General features: G+C 68.2%; 13 protein-coding genes. 10 read left to right on the plus strand and 3 right to left on the minus strand.

Features of this window, described 5'->3' with window-relative positions:
* Positions 1–120: 120 nt before the first annotated feature.
* Positions 121–2,379 carry a S9 family peptidase gene (locus AC07NX_RS22805; protein WP_494644953.1) on the minus strand — a complete coding sequence of 753 codons (2,259 nt, stop codon included), beginning with the start codon at positions 2,377–2,379 and terminating at the stop codon, positions 121–123.
* 337 nt (positions 2,380–2,716) lie between these two features.
* Positions 2,717–5,056, minus strand: coding sequence for a TonB-dependent receptor family protein (locus AC07NX_RS22810; protein WP_494644955.1), 2,340 nt, complete (start codon positions 5,054–5,056; stop codon positions 2,717–2,719).
* Between the two features lie 236 nt (positions 5,057–5,292).
* On the opposite strand from AC07NX_RS22810, the gene ettA reads away from it, so the two are divergent.
* A complete protein-coding gene (gene ettA, locus AC07NX_RS22815) occupies positions 5,293–6,960 on the plus strand; it encodes an energy-dependent translational throttle protein EttA (RefSeq protein ID WP_494644957.1) in 1,668 nt (555 codons plus the stop codon).
* Between the two features lie 69 nt (positions 6,961–7,029).
* On the opposite strand, the gene AC07NX_RS22820 is transcribed toward ettA, so the two are convergent.
* Entirely contained in the window at positions 7,030–7,479 is a 450-nt protein-coding gene (locus tag AC07NX_RS22820) for a hypothetical protein (RefSeq protein ID WP_494644958.1), read from the minus strand.
* 350 nt (positions 7,480–7,829) lie between these two features.
* On the opposite strand from AC07NX_RS22820, the gene AC07NX_RS22825 reads away from it, so the two are divergent.
* From AC07NX_RS22825 to metH, 9 genes are all read left to right on the plus strand, one after another.
* Entirely contained in the window at positions 7,830–8,789 is a 960-nt protein-coding gene (locus tag AC07NX_RS22825; RefSeq protein ID WP_494644959.1) for a 2-hydroxyacid dehydrogenase, read from the plus strand.
* A gap of 343 nt (positions 8,790–9,132) precedes the next feature.
* Complete coding sequence (locus AC07NX_RS22830; RefSeq protein ID WP_494644960.1) at positions 9,133–9,507, plus strand: VOC family protein; 375 nt, start codon at positions 9,133–9,135, stop codon at positions 9,505–9,507.
* Between the two features lie 97 nt (positions 9,508–9,604).
* On the plus strand, positions 9,605–10,606 hold the full coding sequence (locus AC07NX_RS22835) for an ArsR/SmtB family transcription factor (protein WP_494644962.1): 1,002 nt from the start codon (positions 9,605–9,607) through the stop codon (positions 10,604–10,606).
* Positions 10,603–11,559, plus strand: coding sequence for a methylenetetrahydrofolate reductase [NAD(P)H] (metF, locus tag AC07NX_RS22840; protein ID WP_494644963.1), 957 nt, complete (start codon positions 10,603–10,605; stop codon positions 11,557–11,559). Before AC07NX_RS22835 ends, metF begins: the two co-directional genes overlap by 4 nt.
* Complete coding sequence (blaCAU, locus tag AC07NX_RS22845) at positions 11,556–12,422, plus strand: CAU/MBL1b family subclass B3 metallo-beta-lactamase (protein ID WP_494644964.1); 867 nt, start codon at positions 11,556–11,558, stop codon at positions 12,420–12,422. The genes metF and blaCAU overlap by 4 nt, the downstream gene beginning before the upstream one ends.
* 95 nt (positions 12,423–12,517) lie before the next feature.
* On the plus strand, positions 12,518–13,594 hold the full coding sequence (locus tag AC07NX_RS22850; protein ID WP_494644966.1) for a homocysteine S-methyltransferase family protein: 1,077 nt from the start codon (positions 12,518–12,520) through the stop codon (positions 13,592–13,594).
* Between the two features lie 11 nt (positions 13,595–13,605).
* Positions 13,606–14,601 (plus strand): D-alanine--D-alanine ligase family protein, encoded by a 996-nt coding sequence (locus AC07NX_RS22855; protein ID WP_494644968.1) that lies wholly within the window; start codon positions 13,606–13,608, stop codon positions 14,599–14,601.
* 2 nt (positions 14,602–14,603) lie between these two features.
* Positions 14,604–15,005: a DUF4259 domain-containing protein gene (locus AC07NX_RS22860; protein WP_494644969.1), complete on the plus strand. Its 402-nt coding sequence runs from the start codon at positions 14,604–14,606 to the stop codon at positions 15,003–15,005.
* Positions 15,002–17,671: a methionine synthase gene (gene metH, locus AC07NX_RS22865; protein WP_494644971.1), complete on the plus strand. Its 2,670-nt coding sequence runs from the start codon at positions 15,002–15,004 to the stop codon at positions 17,669–17,671. Before AC07NX_RS22860 ends, metH begins: the two co-directional genes overlap by 4 nt.
* The last annotated feature ends 24 nt before the right edge of the window (positions 17,672–17,695 follow it).

Below are 17,695 nucleotides of genomic sequence, written 5' to 3' on the forward strand. Positions count from 1 at the left end.
CACCATCGACTTGACCGACCCCAAACCTGTCAGTCATGTCCCCGAACAGGTGTCCGCCATGTCCCCGAACTGAACAGCGAGGCCCGGGATGACGGCTGGAAAGGGGAAGCAGGGCCGGGGCTATTGCCCCTTCAACTGGCGATCGAAGAACTCCAGATGGGTCTTCAGCACGTGCAGGCCCTTGGTCTTGCTGCCGGGCGCGCTGTGGCGCTCGCCCGGATAGAGCATCATCTCGAACGGGATGGCGTTCTTCTGCAGCGCCGCGATCAGGCGGGTGCTGTTTTCGAAGATGACGTTGTCGTCGGCCATGCCGTGCAGCAGCAGCAGGCTGTTCGGCTTGAGGGTCTTCAGCCGGTCGAGCACGTCGGACGCGGCGTAGCCGTCCTTGTTCTCGTCCGGCTTGCCCATGAACTGCTCGGTGTAGTGGGTGTCGTAGAGGCCCCACGCGGTGGGCGGCGCGCCCGCGGCCCCGGCCTTGAACGGGGTGTCGGGCGCGGTCATCAGCATCAGGGTCATGAACCCGCCGTACGACCAGCCCATCACGCCCAGCCTGTCGGCGTCGACATAGGGCAGCGACCGCAGGAACCTGGCGCCGACCAGCTGGTCCCCGACCTCGACCGTGCCCATGCGGCGATCCAGGGCTCGCTTGAACCGGGCCGAGCGGTTGGCGCTGCCGCGGTTGTCCAGCTTGAAGACGACATAGCCGTCCTCGAGATAGGGCCGCTCGCCGACCTTCTGCCACGACCGGCTGACGGTCTGGGCGTGCGGGCCGCCATAGACCGAGACGATGGCCGGATACTTCCTGGCCGGGTCGAAGCCGACCGGCTTGAGGATCTCGTAGTGCAGCACCTCGCCGTCGGCCGCCTTCAGCGTCCCGTATTCGGGGACGGGCAGGGTGGCGGCGTAGGGCCAGTACGGGTGGCTGGCGTCGAGCCGGTTCTCCTCGATCCAGCGCACGCGCTTGCCGCTCGCGTCATAGAGCGCCATCTGCGGTGGAGTCTTCGGATCGCTGTAGCCGGCCGTGAAGGCGCCGCCGGTCTCGGCCACCTTGGCGGTCCACCAGCCGCCGGCCGGGGTCAGGGCCTTGGGCTTGCCATTCTTTCCCTGAGGGGGCTTGGCATAGGAGATCTCGTAGATCCGCCGCTCCAGCGGGGTGTCCATCGAGGCCGAGAAGATGGCGACCTTGCGGGCCTCGTCGACGCCTTCCAGGGCGTTGACCGGCCAGTCGCCCTGGGTGACCTGGGCGATCAGCTTGCCGCTGGCGGCGTAGTGGTAGAGGTGCTTGTAGCCCGACTTTTCGGACGACCACAGGAAGGTGCCGTCCTTCAGCGGCTTGAAGTCGTCGGAAAGCTCGACCCAGTGGGCGTCGGTGTCGGTGACGATCGTCCGGCCCCCAACCATCTGACCAGGGCCGGTGGCCGGGTCGTAGGCGATCAGCTCGACGGTCTTCTGGTCGCGGGTCTGGCGCTGGACGTACAGGGTCTTGCCGTCGGCCGACCAGTCGACGCGGGCGACATAGATGTCCTTGTTCGGGCCCAGGTCGATCTGGACGGTCTTGCCCGTCGCCAGGTCCTGGACGAACAGGTCGACCACGGCGTTGGGGCGGCCGGCGCGCGGATAGCGCTGCTCGACCACGGTAGCGCCGCCCGGGCCGATGTCGGCGCGCGGGATCACGTCGACGCCGCTCTCGTCGACGCGGGTATAGGCGATGCTGGTCTCGTTGGGGTTCCACCAGTAGCCGGTGAAGCGGTCCATCTCCTCCTGGGCGACGAACTCGGCCACGCCGAAGGACAGGGCGTCCTTGCCCTGCGTCGTCAGGGCCTTCTCGGCCCCGCCGGACGCTCCCCCATTCAGGGGCTTGATGTAGAGGTTCTGGTCGCGGACATAGGAGACGAAGCCGCCCTTGGGCGAGACCTTGGCGTCGACCTCGTCGCCGGGGGTGTCGGTCAGGCGGCTGACCTTGCCGTCGGCGACGCTGTCCAGATAGAGGTCGCCGTCCAGCGGCACGAGGATGAAGCGGCCTTCCTCGTCCCAGCTGTACTCGACGATGCCGCGGGCCGAGACGCGGGCCCGTTCGCGGCGGGCCTTCTCGGCCTCCGACAGTTCCTTGCCGCCCGACGACAGGGCCGCGGAGTCGATCAGGCGGTAGGGCTCGCCGCCCTTGACGTCGGCGGCCCACAGGTCCTGGACGTTGGCCGCCTCGGGTTTGCCCTTCAGGTAGGTGACGCGCTTGCCGTCCGGCGACAGGGCCACGCCCTTGGCGGTGGGACCGTTCAGGGCCGGGTCGGCGAAGATTCGCTCGGGGGTGAGTTTTTCCGCCAGGACCGGCGATGACAGGGCGAGGCAGGCCGCGATGGCCAGGAGCGAGGGTCTGATCATGGCGCGGGACGCTAGAGACGAGCGTGGCCGTTGTCAGCAGGGAAGTTCGGACCTTTTGGCGGGGAAAACGGGCCGGCGGCAGCGCGGCGGGTGCGTCAGCTCGCCGCGTGGCGAAGGAAACACTTGCCATGACCCACCTGTTAGCGGTAACAGGGGCCCGTGAGGCGCCGAGCGCCTCTGCCCTTCCTGGGCGTTTCCTCCCTAATGAACTTCAGCCCGGTCTTTTGGCCGGGCTTTCTTTTTGCGCGCGACCTCAGGCCGACCCGCTCGCGGGCGGAAACGAAAAAGGGCCGGAGGTCGCCCTCCGGCCCTTCGCCGCTCGGACGAGGTCGCCCGCCTAGAACTGCTTCTTGACGGTCACGAACGCCTGGCGAGGCGCGCCCGCCAGCAGGGTCTGGTTGTCGCCCGAATTGCCAAAGCCGTTCGAGCCGATCGTCGAGACGTAGTTCTCGTCGGTCAGGTTGGTGATGTTGGCCTGGATTTCGAGGCCCTTGGTCCAGCCCTCGCCCTGGAAGCGGTAGCCGGCCGTCAGGTCGACCAGGGTGTAGGACGGCACGCTCTGGTCATTGGTGTAGGTGAAGAACCGCTTGTCGGTGTAGTTGGCCGAGACCTTGGCGAAGAAGCCGGCGTGCTCGTACGACAGCTCGGTCTTGAACAGGTTCTTGGGGGTGTCGACGGTGTTCTTGCCGGCGGTGCGGGCCACCAGGGCGCCGGCCCCGTTGAGGACGTCGTCGCTGTAGGTGGAGTCGTTGTAGGCGTAGGACGCGAACAGCGACCAGTCGGGCAGGAAGCGCCACGTGCCGGCCACTTCGAAGCCCTGGCTCTCGACGCTGCCGACATTGGCCAGCACCGACGGATTGCCGACGATGCCCGCGCCGGCCTGGGTGGCCAGCAGGCGGTTCTCGAAGTCGACGTGATAGACGTCGACCACGGCCTGCAGGGTCTCGTTGTGGAAGCGCCAGCCCAGTTCGACGGTCTTGGAGGCTTCCGGCTTCAGGGTGTTGCGGATCGCGTTGAAGCCGGCCTGGGTGGTCGAGAACGGCCCGCTGGTGGCCGCGGCGACGAAGGCGCGGATGTTTTCCGAGTACGACCCGAAGAACTCGTGATTGTCGTTCATCCGCCAGGTGGCGCCCACCTGCGGCAGGAAGCTGTCCTTGGAAACGATCGAGCCGGTGATCGCGCCGCTGGACGGGGCCACGACGGTGTTGGCCGCGTTCTTGACCCGCAGCGACTTGAAGCCGGCGTTGATCGTGAAGGCGTCGGTCACCGACCATGTGTCCTGCAGATGGAACTGGCTGGTCAGGGTCTCGAACGAATAGGCCCACTGGGTCGCGAACGGGTTGGACTGGAACTCCAGGCTGTCGCGTTGCGGCGCGGCCCGATCCAGGCCGTAGAAGCGGCGAGCCTGGTTGAAGTCGTTGTCCTCGTACCACCAGCCGCCCTCGACCTTGTGGGCGCCCAGCGTCAGGGTGGCCGAGCCGATCACGCCGGCGCGGTTGATGTCGTATTCGGTGGTGCGGACCGAGATCGGCGCGTTGTTGGTGGTCGCGCCGGGGGTGTAGGCGTTGGGCGAGGGGACGTAGGGCGTGTACCACAGGCCCTGGCCGTTGTTGGTGTGGCCATAGGCCGTGCCCGACAGGCTCAGGTGCTCGTTGACGTCGGCGTCCAGGGTCACCGCGCCGATCACGTCGTCCCGCAGGCCGGCGGCGTCGTAATAGGCGTCGTCCAGCGTGGCGATGGGCGAGGGATAGGCCGTGCCGGCCGCCGGGTTGGTGGGCGGGGCGCCCGAGTCGCCGCGATTGTTGCCGACATCGGCGATCCGCACCGCCTTGGCCCAGTCGCCCGAGATGTTGTCCCAGCCGTAGCCGAGGCGCTTGATCATCCCCAGCGACAGGTCCTGGTAGTCGTTCTCACGGCGCTTGGAGCCGTTGGCCCAGGCGGTGATCGTCAGCGGGCCGGCCGGCTGGACGATCTTGAAGTTGATCTGCTCCTGGTTCTGCTGGCCCTCGCCCTTCCACTTGTCGCCTTCCTGCTTGGAGTAGCTCAGATAGGCCGTGGCGCCGCTGGGCAGCACGCCGGTGTCCAGGCGCACGAAGCCGCGCCAGGTGCTGTCCGAACCGCCGGTCGCGGCGGCCAGGACGCCGAACGTCTCCGACGGCTTGCGCGAGGTGAACTTCAGCGCGCCGCCCAGGTTCGAGGTCGAGGCCGTGTCCAGGGCGCCCGAGCCCTGGGCCAGCTCGACCGTGCCGATGTTCTCGGAACCGATCGCCCGGCTGATGTGCAGGCCGTTGTAGTTGCCGTAGCTCATGTCGCCCAGCGGCACGCCGTCCAGGGTGAAGCCCAGCTGGTTCTGGTTGAAGCTGCGGATCGAGATGCGCGTCGACCACTCGTAGGCGCCGAAGGCGTCGGCCGACTGGAAGTTGACGCCCGGCAGCTTGGCGACGGCCTTGATCGGGCTGGTGCCCGCCGCTTCCAGCGACAGGGCCTGCGCGTTCAGCATCTGGACCGACCGGCTCTGGCCCTGGCCCAGCACGACCACGGCGTCGACTTCGGTGGCGTCGGCCGGGGCGGCGTCGGCGGGCGCCGCGGCGGCGGCGGGTTCGGCGGCCAGGGCCAGGTGCGGCGCGGCCAACAGCAAGGCGCAAAAGGCCCCGCCCAGCATCAGGTGTCGTTGCATGCTCGTATCCCCACGCCGGCGCTCAGGGGGAGCGGCGCCGGCTTGGGGAGCTGCGGTAACAGCGCTCGACGACAGCGCGCCGACAGTTCCGTGTCGGGTTTCCGACGGAACCGCGACGGCGGAATGACAGCCCGCCAGCTGTCCGCGCCCGCCGGGAACATTGCGGAATCCCGCCCCGGAGGCTATCTGAGCGCCCGACCCCCCGATCCCGAATACCGAAGAGGCCGACGCCCCCCATGGCTCAGCAATATATTTTCCAGATGCAAGGTCTGACCAAGGCCTATCCCGGCGGCAAGAAGGTCTTCGAGAACATCTGGCTGTCGTTCTATTCCGACGCCAAGATCGGCGTCGTGGGCGTCAACGGCTCGGGCAAGTCGACCCTGCTGAAGGTGATGGCCGGGCTCGACAAGGAGTTCTCGGGCGAGGCCAAGGCGGCCGAGGGCATCAAGCGCGGCTACCTCCCGCAGGAGCCGGTGCTGGACCCGACGCTCGACGTCTGGGGCAACGTCATCGCCGACTGCGAGGACAAGAAGGTCTTCGACCAGTACAACGCCCTGGCCGCCAAGCTCGGCGAGGAATATTCCGACGAGCTGATGGAGGAGATGACCAAGCTCCAGGAGATCATCGACGCCCGCGACCTGTGGGACATCGACTCCAAGGTCGAGATGGCCATCGACGCCCTGCGCTGCCCGCCCAACGACGCCAATATCGAAAGCCTGTCGGGCGGCGAGAAGCGCCGCATCGCCCTGGCGCGCCTGCTGCTCAGCAAGCCCGACATCATGCTGCTGGACGAACCGACCAACCACTTGGACGCCGAGTCGGTGGCCTGGCTGCAGCACCATCTGGAAAACTTCCCGGGCTGCGTGATCCTGGTCACTCACGATCGCTACTTCCTGGACCAGGTCACCAAGTGGACGCTGGAGCTGGATCGCGGCAAGGGCATCCCCTACGAGGGCAATTATTCCGGCTGGCTGGAGCAGAAGCAGAAGCGCGTCGTCCAGGAGCAGTCGGAGTCCGAGTCCCGCCAGCGCGCCCTGACCCGCGAACTGGAATGGGTCCGCAGCTCGCCCAAGGCCCGTCAGTCCAAGTCCAAGGCCCGCCTGGCCTCGTACGAGGAAATGGTCGCCGCCCAGGAGAACGCCCGCGCCGCCCAGACCCACGCCCACATCCAGATCCCGCCCGGCCCGCGCCTGGGCAACGTGGTGCTGGAAGTCACCGGCCTGGAGAAGGAATACGGCGACAAGGTGCTGTTCAAGGACCTGTCGTTCAAGCTGCCGCCGAACGGCATCGTCGGGGTGATCGGCCCCAACGGGGCCGGCAAGTCGACCCTGTTCAAGCTAATCACCGGCCGCGAGCAGCCCGACCAGGGCACGGTCAAGGTCGGCGAGACCGTCAAGCTCTCCTATGTCGACCAGTCGCGCGACGCCCTGGACGCCAACAAGACCATCTGGGAAGAGATCAGCGGCGGCACCGACGTGATGATCGTCGGCAAGCGCGAGATCAATTCCCGCGCCTATGTCGGCAGCTTCAACTTCAAGGGCGGCGACCAGCAGAAGAAGGTCGGCCTGCTGTCGGGCGGTGAGCGCAATCGTGTCCACCTGGCCAAGACCCTGGCCACCGGCGGCAACCTGCTGCTGCTCGACGAACCGACCAACGACCTGGACATCGAGACCCTGCAGGCCCTGGAAGAGGCTCTGGAAGAGTTCGCCGGCTGCGCCGTGGTCATCAGCCACGATCGCTGGTTCCTCGACCGCCTGGCGACCCACATCCTGGCCTTCGAGGGCGACAGCCACGTCGAATGGTTCGAGGGCAACTTCGAGATGTACGAGGAAGACAAGAAGCGCCGCCTGGGCGCCGACAGCCTGATCCCCAAGCGCATCAAGTTCCAGAAGTTCGCGCGATAGTAGCGCGCGGTTTCGGCTACGCGACGGGGCGGTCCGCGAGGGCCGCCCCGTCGTCGTTTCGGGCCAGCCCTACTTCGGTTCGGTCGGCGCGCCGGGCGTCGTGGTCGAGCCGGGCAGGTTCGAACCCGGGGCCGGGGTCGCGGAATCCGGCATGGTCGGCGGGGTGGCCGGCATGCTGGTCGAGGACTCCGACGGCATGGTCGACGAGGTCGAGGGGTTCACCGACGTGTCGGTGGTCGTCGAGGTCGACGTCGAGGCCGAGGTGTCGGTCGCGGGCGCGGTGGCCGGCGCGGTGGCCGAGGTGTCGGTCGACATGCCGGTCGAGGCTGATCCGCTCCACCAGTCCTTGCTGGCCCGCACCTTGGGCGAGGCCTTCAGATAGGCCTCGAGCTGGCTGTAGGGGATCGGCTGCTTGGGGCTGGCCGCGGCGGCCGAGGCCTTGGACTGGGGCGCGGCGGAGGCGGCGCCGGCGACGAGCAAGGCCAGGGCGGCGCCGGCGGCGAGGGTTCTGATCATCATGGGGAGTTTCTCCAGAACTGGCGCGTCCACGGGATCGCGTCGTTGAGCAAAACCCCTGAGCGTGGCCGCAGTTCACAGCTTGGCCTATGCAAGCCTCGGAACCAGGGTCCGCGCGACCGGGTTTGAAAGGCCGGTTCCCCCGTCAGCCTGGAGGCCAAGATGATCGAGGCGTTCGCCCAGGGACTGGCGTCGGGCCCTTGCGTGATCACTATTCCGAGACTTGGCGGCCCATGGCGTTCGCCAGGGACCGGAGTAGCTTGATCTGGCGAAACTGATCCCGATCTTTCAGGAACAGATCGCGGAGGCGTGGTCCATCCAGGCCGCGCGCGTCGTCCGGGATGGAGAAAAACATGCCCCAAACGCCCGCCGAAAAACCCCACATCGCCCTTTCGCACGAGATGCTGATGCCGCTGCAGCCGCTTCTCGAGGGGGCGTACCAGGTGCACAGGCTGTGGGACTATCCCGACCGCCTGGCGTTCCTGGACGGGCCGGGGCGACAGGTGCGGGCCATCGTCCACGCCGGCGAGATGGTGCTGGCCAAGGACCTGTTGTCGGAGATGCCGCGCCTGGGCCTGATCGCGTGCGTCAGCGTCGGCTACGACGGCGTCGACGTGGCCTGGTGCAAGCAGCACGGCATCGCCGTCACCCATTCGACGGGCCTCAACGCTGCCGACGTCGCCGACCACGCGGTGGGTCTGGTTCTCGCCGCCTGGCGCGGCATCGTCGAGGGCGACCAGAAGCTGCGCAGCGGCCACTGGACCAGCATGGAGCGGATGAGCCCCCGTCACGGCCTGCGCGGCCGCAAGGCCGGCGTCGTCGGCCTGGGCCATATCGGCGAGGCGGTGGCCCAGCGGCTGGAGGCCTTCGAGCTGAAGGTCTCGTGGTGGGCGCCCCGCCCCAAGGAGACCGAGCGCCCGCGCGCCAGAAGCCTCCTGGACCTCGCGCGGGACAGCGACATCCTGGTGGTCTGCGCCCGCCCCGACGCCACGAACCGTCACATGATCAACCAGGCGGTCATCGAGGCCCTGGGGCCGCAGGGCCTGCTGGTCAATATCGCCCGCGGCTCGCTGGTCGACGAGGACGCCCTGATCGCCGCGCTCAGGGACGGCCGGCTGGGCATGGCCGGGCTGGACGTGTTCGACCACGAGCCGACCCCGGCTTCGCGCTGGGCCGGCGTGCCGCACACCGTGCTGACCCCTCACACCGCCGGCGCGACCCTGGACAGCATCCCGGCCATGGTCGGGCTGACCGTCGAGAACCTGCGCCGGTTCTTCAAGGGCGAGGCCCTGGCTTCGCCGGTGGATGGCTAGGGACCGGCCTCAATTGCGTGCCGGTGATACCCAAGCGAAATCGGCGCTCTCATTGGTTGTCATCCCGGAAAGCGCGTAGCGCTTGTCCGGGATCCAGGGGCTGGCGCGGTGCGCTCGCCCCTGGGGCCCGGCTCTACGGTCCGCCAGGCGGACCGTAGAGCCGGGATGACAACTGAAAATCAACGATCTAATTGAGTCCGGACCCTAGGGTCCGTCCCGCTCGTCGCGCCGGCCGCGCGACGAGCGGATTATCGGCCTTGATCGGCGTGCTTGCGCCGTGCCGGGTCCGGCCGCAAGCTCGGGCCGGGCTGGGCGGGTCCGTGCTCGGCCGAGGGAGGTCTGGATGGCCAAGGTCCTGGGCTTGGGCGGGGTGTTCTTCAAGGCGGAGGATCCCGCCGCCGTGGGCGCCTGGTACGCCCGGGTGCTGGGCTTCGAGGTGTCCGACTGGGGCGGGGTCGCGTTCAAGCCTACCCGGGTCGGCGGCACGAACTGGTCGCCGTTCGCGGCCGACACCCACTATTTCGAACCGTCCCAGGCGCCGTTCATGATCAACTTCATCGTCGACGACCTGGACGGGGTGCTGGCCAAGGCCGCCGCCGAAGGGGTGGAGCCGACCGGCCGGCAGGACGAGGATATGGGGCGGTTCGCCTGGCTTATCGATCCCGCTGGGGTGAAGATTGAGCTCTGGGAACCGGCGAAGGCCCCGTCCGAGGCATAGTTTACCACCATGGTTGGACGGAGGATTCGTCTTCTCGCCAGACGGCCGAAGCGGATTTAGCTTGCCAAATCGGACATAAAGATATCTTTATGTCCCCATGAAAGTGTCGTCCGAACAGGTGGTGGATCTGTTGCGCGCGGCGGGCGAGTCGACCCGCCTGCGGGTGCTGGCCTTGCTGGCGGCCGAAGAGCTTTCGGTACTGGAGCTGTGCGGGATCCTGGACCAGAGCCAGCCTCGCGTTTCCCGGCACCTGAAGCTGCTGGCCGAGGCCGGCCTGGTCGAACGGTTCCCGGACGGCGCCTGGGTGTTCTACCGCCTGGCCCTGAAGTCGCCGGGGCGCGCCGTCATCGAGCGGGCCCTGGAGCTGATCGACCCGCGGGATCCCGTCGCCCGGGGCGACGCCGAACGGCTGGCCCTGGTGCGCGCCGAGCGCGCGGCCGGCGCCCAGGCCTATTTCGCCCGCAACGCCGCCCGCTGGAACGAGATCCGCTCGCTGTACGTCGACGAGGCCGAGGTCGAGGCCGCGATCCTGCAGGCGGCGGGCGAGGGGCCCTTCGACGAGATGGTCGACCTGGGCGCGGGCGCGGGTCGCATGCTGACGCTCTTCGGGCGTCGCGCGGGAGCGGCCCTGGGTCTGGACCTGTCGCAGCAGATGCTCAACATCGCCCGCGACGAGGTGGCCAAGGCGGGGCTGGCCCAGTGCGAGCTGCGCCACGGCGACATCTTCGCCACCGGCCTGCCGGGCGGCTGCGCCGACCTGGTGACCGTGCACCAGGTGCTGCACTATCTGGGCGATCCCCCCGCCGCCGTGGCCGAGGCCGCGCGCCTGGTGGCCGAGGGCGGCCTGCTGCTGATCGCCGATTTCGCGCCCCACGACCACGAGTTCCTGCGCGAGAACCACCAGCACCGCCGTCTGGGCTTCGCCGACGCCGAGATCATCGCCTGGATCGAGGCCGCCGGCCTGGTCCTGGACGCCAATATCGCCCTGCCGCCGACCTCCGACGAGGGCCTTACCGTCAAGATCTGGACCGCGCGTCGTCCCCACGGCCTGGCCGCGGTTCGAAACGCCGCCAAGACCGCCGAAAGAAGCGCCGCATGACCGTTCCTCCCATTCGTCGCGTCCTGGGCCCGGTCGCCCGCGCCGGCGAGCGCACCGACCGTCCGCGCGTCTCGTTCGAGTTCTTCCCGCCCAAGACCGAACAGATGGAAGAAAACCTCTGGGCGGCGATCAAGCGCCTGGCCCCGCTGGACCCGGCCTTCGTCTCGGTGACCTACGGGGCGGGCGGTTCGACGCGCGAGCGCACCCACCGCACGGTCAAGCGCATCCTGGACGAGACCAGCCTCAAGCCCGCCGCCCACCTGACCTGCGTCGGCGCCAGCCGCGCCGAGGTGGACGAGGTGATCCGCGAATACTGGGAGACCGGCGTGCGTCACGTGGTGTCGCTGCGTGGCGACCCGCCGCCCGGCGAGGGCGGCATCGGCGGCGTCTACGTGCCGCGCGAGGACGGCTACAAGAACGCCACCGAGCTGACCTCGGCCCTGACCGCGATCGCGCCGTTCAACGTGCTGGTCGGGGTCTATCCGGAGAAGCATCCCGAAAGCCCGTCGATCGAGCACGACATCGAGGTGCTGAAGGCCAAGGTCGACGCCGGCGCGACCCTGGCCATCAGCCAGTTCTTCTTCGACACTGACGCTTTCCTGCGGTTCGTCGACAAGGTGCGCGCGGCCGGGATCACCATCCCGATCGTGCCGGGCATCATGCCGGTGACCAATTTCAAGGGCCTGGTGAAGATGTCGGCGGCCTGCCAGACGGCGGTGCCGGGCTGGCTGGCCAACCTGTTCGACGGCCTGGACGAGGACGCCGACACCCGCCGGCTGATCGCCTGCTCGGTGGCCTCGGAGATGTGCGCCAAGCTGCAGGAGCAGGGCTTCTCCGACTTCCACTTCTACACCCTGAACCGGGCCGACCTGGTCTACGCCATCTGCCGCGTGCTGGGCGTGCGCGAGGCCGCACCGGCGCCGGCTCCCCTCTCGGCGGAGGCGGCGGCGTGAGACGCGCGGCGGCGATCCTCCTGGCGGCCCTGAGTCTGGCCCTGGCCGGCGCGGCGCATGCCGACGATCCGGCCAACTGGTCCAAGCCGATCCGGCCCTACCGGGTGGTCGGCAACATCTACTATGTCGGCTCCGAAGGTCTGTCGGCCTGGCTGATTTCGTCGTCGGAAGGCCACGTTCTGCTGGACAGCGGTCCGTCGCCGGCCGGCGCCAAGCTGATCGAGGCCAATATCCAGGCCCTGGGCTTCAAGCTCTCGGACGTGAAGGTCCTGATCAACACCCACGCCCATTTCGACCACGCCGGGGGCCTGGCCCAGCTGAAGGCCGACACCGGCGCCAAGGTCTGGGCCTCGCGCCCGGACGAGCCGGCCCTGAAGAAGGGCCAGCACTTCGGCGACAACGCCAACGGGCTGACGCCGTTCGCGCCGGTCAAGGTCGACAAGGCGTTCGGCGACGGCCAGAAGCTGAAGCTGGGCGAGACCATCCTGGTCGCCCACCTGACGCCGGGCCACACGATCGGCTGCACCACCTGGACCACCCAGGTGATCGACCGCGACCGGCCGCTGAACGTCACCTTCCCCTGTTCGGCCTCGGTGGCCGGCAACGTGCTGGTGGGCAACAAGACCTACAGGTCCATCGTCGCCGACTATCGCGCCACCTTCGCCACGCTGAAGGCGTTGCCCACCGACGTGATGCTGCCCAGCCACGAGGAGCAGGGGAACCTGCTGGCCAAGCGCAAGAAGATGCTGGCCGGCGACGTCAACGCCTTCGTCGATCCCGGCGAAATCGTCCGCTACGCCACCGCTTCGGAGGCGGCCTTCGACAAGGAGCTGGCCCGCCAGCAAGCCGCCCCAAAGCCGTGACATGGGCGCGAGCGCGCAGAATTGAGTCCCGCTTCCTCGCGAAGCGCTAGAAAGACCCGAACGGCCGGAGCCCCATCCTCCGGCAGGAGCCGATCATGACCGATCTCACCACTCGCGCCGGGCGCATCGAAGCCCTCAAGGCCGCCGCCAAGGAACGCATCCTGATCCTGGACGGCTCGTGGGGCGTGATGTTCCAGAAGAAGAAGCTGACCGAGACCGACTACCGCGCCGAGCGCTTCGCCGACTACGACGGCCAGATGAAGGGCAACAACGACATCCTGTGCCTGACCCGGCCCGACCTAGTGGCCGAGCTGCATGACGCCTATTTCGCGGCCGGCGCCGACATCTCGGAGACCAACACCTTCTCGGGCACCACCATCGCCCAGGCCGACTACGGCCTGGACGCCGCCACCGTGCGCGACATCAACTACGAAGGCGCCCGCATCGGCCGCCAGGTCGCCGACCGCTGGCTGGCCGAGCACCCGGAAAAGCCGCGCTTCATCGCCGGCTCGATCGGGCCGCTGAACGTCATGCTGTCGATGTCGTCGGACGTGAACGATCCGGGCGCGCGCAAGGTGAGCTTCGACCAGGTCTACCAGGCCTATCGCGAGCAGGTGGCGGCGCTCTACGAAGGGGGCGTCGACCTCTTCCTGATCGAGACCATCACCGACACCCTCAACTGCAAGGCCGCGATCAAGGCGATCCTGGACTTGCGTGACGAGGGCCATGAAGAGCTGCCGATCTGGATCAGCGGCACCATCACCGACCGTTCGGGCCGCACCCTGTCGGGCCAGACGGCCGAGGCGTTCTGGAACTCGGTCAAGCACTGCAAGCCGTTCGCGGTGGGCTTCAACTGCGCCCTGGGGGCCGATCTGATGCGGCCGCACATCGCCGAGATGGCCCGCATCGCCGACACCCTGGTGGCGGCCTATCCCAACGCCGGCCTGCCCAACGCCATGGGCGAGTACGACGAGGAACCGCACCAGACCGGCCACCAGCTGCACGAGTGGGCCAAGGACGGCATCGTCAACATCCTGGGCGGTTGCTGCGGCACCACGCCGGACCACATCAAGCACGTGGCCGACGAGGTGCGCGGCGTCGCGCCCCGCGCCATCCCCGAGCGTCCGAAGGCCATGCGCCTGGCGGGCCTGGAACCCTTCGAGCTGGCCTAGAGATTCCGACGATGCGCACCACCATCCTTTTCGGCGGCATGAGCCGCGAGCGCCTGGTCTCGGTGGCCAGCGCCAAGGCCCTGGCCAAGGCCTTGCCGGACGCCGACCTGTGGTTCTGGGCGCCCGACGACCGGGTCTATGTGGCCAGCGACGCGGTGCTGCAGGCCCACGAGCGGCCGTTCGAGATCGACCTGCCGACCGAGGGCGCGCCGATCGGCGGCATAGAGGCGGCGTTGGACAAGGCCAAGGCCGAGGACCGCGTGCTGGTGCTGGGCATGCACGGCGGCGCGGCCGAGAACGGGGACCTGGCGGCCCTGTGCGAGGCGCGCGGCGTGGCCTTCACCGGCTCGGACTCCAAGTCCAGCCGCCTGGCCTTCGACAAGATCGCCACCAAGGCCGCCGTGGCCAAGGCCGGCGTGGTCGCGCCCTCGACCGTCGAACTGGCCGACGCACCGGCGGCGCTGGAAAAATACGGCAAGCTGGTCGCCAAGCCGGTGGCCGACGGCTCCAGCTACGGCCTGATTTTCGTCAACCAGGCCGCCGATCTCGAAACGCTGAAGGCCGCGGCCGCCCGCGAGGCCTATGTCATCGAGCCGTTCGTGGCCGGGGCCGAGGCCACCTGCGGGGTGCTGGAGCAGGACGGCCAGGTCTTCGCCCTGCCGCCGGTCGAGATCCGTCCGGCCGACGGGGCCTTCGACTATGTCGGCAAGTACCTGGCCAAGACGACCGAGGAGATCTGCCCGGCGACCTTCGCGCCCGAGGTCAACGCCGCCATGCAGGACGCCGCGCTGCGGGCCCACAAGACCGTGGGTGCGGGCGGCTATTCGCGCAGCGACTTCATCGTCACGCCGAACGGCCCGATCTTCCTGGAGATCAACACCCTGCCGGGCATGACGGCCGCCTCGCTGTATCCTAAGTCGCTGAAGGCCCAGGGGATCGCGTTCAAGGACTTCCTGGACGGCCAGATCGCCCTGGCGGTCGCCCGCGCCAAGGCCGAGGCGGCTTGACCATGGGAACGTGGAATGTCGGGGCGTTCGACAACGACGACGCCAGCGATTTCATCGATGATCTGGCCGAGGCGCCGGATTGGCGCACGGTCCTGCAACTGCTCGATCATGTCACGAAGACGGTCGGCTACCTGGAAGCCCCGGAAGGCCAGATGGCCGTGGCCGCCGCCGCCATTGTCGCGGCCGCGGTCGGCGAGGCGACGATCCTCCCGGATGATCGTCGCGAGCTGAAGGCCGCCCTCGGCGCCCCGCCGCAAGGCGCCGTCGCCCTGGCCCGATCGGCGCTGTCGCGCGTTGTGGCTCCAGCCTCCGAACTCGACGAACTCTGGCAGGAGGGGGACGACCACGACGCGTGGCTGACCCAGATCGCCGCCCTGCAAACGACCTTGAGCGCATCCCAATGAGACCCGTCTTCGTCAACATCGGTGAGCGCACCAACGTCACCGGATCGGCCAAGTTCAAGAAGCTGATCGTCGAGGGCGACTATTCGGCCGCCCTGTCCGTCGCCCGCCAGCAGGTCGAGGCCGGCGCCCAGGTCATCGACGTCAACATGGACGAGGGCCTGCTGGACTCCAAGCAGGCCATGATCACCTTCCTGAACCTGATGGCGGCCGAGCCTGACATCGCCCGGGTGCCGGTGATGATCGACAGCTCCAAGTGGGAGGTGATCGAGGCCGGCCTGAAGTGCGTGCAGGGCAAGGCGATCGTCAACTCGATCTCGATGAAGGAGGGCGAAGACAAGTTCATCGAGCAGGCCAGGCTGTGCCTGCGCTACGGCGCGGCCGTGGTAGTGATGGCCTTCGACGAGGTCGGCCAGGCCGACACCGCCGCCCGCAAGATCGAGATCTGCGAGAAGGCCTACCGCATCCTGGTCGACAAGGTGGGTTTCCCACCGGAAGACATCATCTTCGACCCCAACATCTTCGCCGTGGCGACCGGGATCGAGGAGCACGACAACTACGCCGTCGACTTCATCGAGGGCGTGCGCGAGATCAAGAAGCGCTGCCCCTACGCCCGCATCTCGGGCGGGGTGTCGAACGTGTCGTTCAGCTTCCGCGGCAACGAGCCGGTGCGCCGGGCGATCCACTCAGTGTTCCTGTACCACGCCATCGAGGCGGGCATGGACATGGGCATCGTCAACGCCGGCGACCTGCCGGTCTACGACACCCTGGACCCCGAACTGCGCGAGGCCGTCGAGGACGTGATCCTCAACCGTCCGCAGCGGACCAACGTCTCCAACACCGAGCGCCTGGTCGACATGGCCCCGCGCTACAAGGGCGACAAGAGCCAGGTCCAGACCGCCAATCTCGAATGGCGCAAGGGCACGGTGAACGAGCGCATCACCCACGCCCTGGTCAACGGCATCACCGACTATATCGAACAGGACACGGAGGAAGCGCGCCAGTCGGTCGAGCGGCCGCTGCACGTGATCGAAGGCCACCTGATGGACGGCATCAACGTGGTCGGCGACCTGTTCGGCTCGGGCAAGATGTTCCTGCCGCAGGTCGTGAAGTCGGCCCGCGTCATGAAGCAGGCCGTGGCCTATCTCGAACCGTTCATGGAGGCCGAAAAGACCGGCAAGCCGCGCGAGCAGGCCGGCCGCATCCTGATGGCCACGGTCAAGGGCGACGTCCACGACATCGGCAAGAACATCGTCGGTGTGGTCCTGCAGTGTAACAATTACGAGGTCATCGACCTGGGTGTGATGGTGCCGGCCGACCGCATCCTGGACGAGGCGCGCAAGCACAAGGTCGACATGATCGGCCTGTCGGGCCTGATTACCCCGTCGCTGGACGAGATGGTGTTCGTGGCCTCGGAGATGGAGCGCCAGGGCTTCACCATGCCGCTGCTGATCGGCGGCGCCACCACCAGCCGCACCCACACGGCGGTGAAGATCGAGCCGGCCTATCGCGCGGGCTCCACGACCTATGTGCTGGACGCCAGCCGGGCGGTGGGCGTGGTCTCGGGCCTGCTGTCGGCGGGCGATCGCGACCGGCTGCAGGCCGAGACCCGCGCCGAATACGTCCGCATCCGCGAGCAGTACGCCCGTGGGCAGACGGCCAAGGCGCGCACCAAGATCGCCGACGCCCGCAAGCGCAAGTTCGCCATCGCCTGGGAAGGCTACCAGCCGCCGAAGCCGGCCTTCATCGGCGCGCGCACGTTCGAGCCGTCGCTGGCCGAGCTGGTCCCGTTCATCGACTGGTCGCCGTTCTTCGCCAGCTGGGAGCTGATCGGCCGCTTCCCGCAGATCCTGGAGGACGACGTGGTCGGCCAGGCCGCCACCGATCTCTATCGCGACGCCCGCGCCATGCTCGACAAGGTGGTGGCCGAGACGTGGTTCGGGGCCAAGGGCGTGGTCGGCTTCTGGCCGGCCCAGGCCGATGGCGACGACATCGTTCTCTACACGGACGAAAGCCGCTCGACCGAGCTGGCCCGCCTGTTCACCCTGCGTCAGCAGATGGACAAGTCCGAGGGCAAGGCCAACCTCGCCCTGGCCGACTTCGTCGCGCCGATCGGCCAGGGCGGCGACTACATGGGTGGCTTCGCCGTCACCGCCGGCCACGGCGAGGACGAGATCGTCAAGCGCTTCAAGGACGCCGGCGACGACTACAGCGCCATCATGGCCTCGGCCCTGGCCGACCGCCTGGCCGAGGCCTTCGCCGAGTGGCTGCACTACAAGGCCCGCGTCGAGCTGTGGGGCTATGCGCCGGGCGAACTGCGCGACACCGACCTGATGATCGCCGAGAAATACCAGGGCATCCGCCCGGCCCCCGGCTATCCGGCCCAGCCCGACCACACCGAGAAGGGCACGCTGTTCAAGCTGCTGGACGCCGAGGCGGCCACCGGCATGATCCTGACCGAAAGCTACGCCATGAGCCCTGGCGCCGCGGTGTCAGGCTTCTATTTCAGCCACCCACAAAGCCACTATTTCGGCGTCGGCAAGGTCGATCTCGACCAGGTCGAGGACTATGCCCGCCGCAAGGGCTGGGACCTGGCCATGGCCGAGAAGTGGCTGTCGCCGATCCTCAACTACGATCCGGCGGCGCGAGTGAAGGGCGAGGCGGCTTAGGGCCGCCACGGCCGGGGCAGGCAC

This window comes from Caulobacter sp. GW821-FHT09A05 (assembly GCF_059418465.1).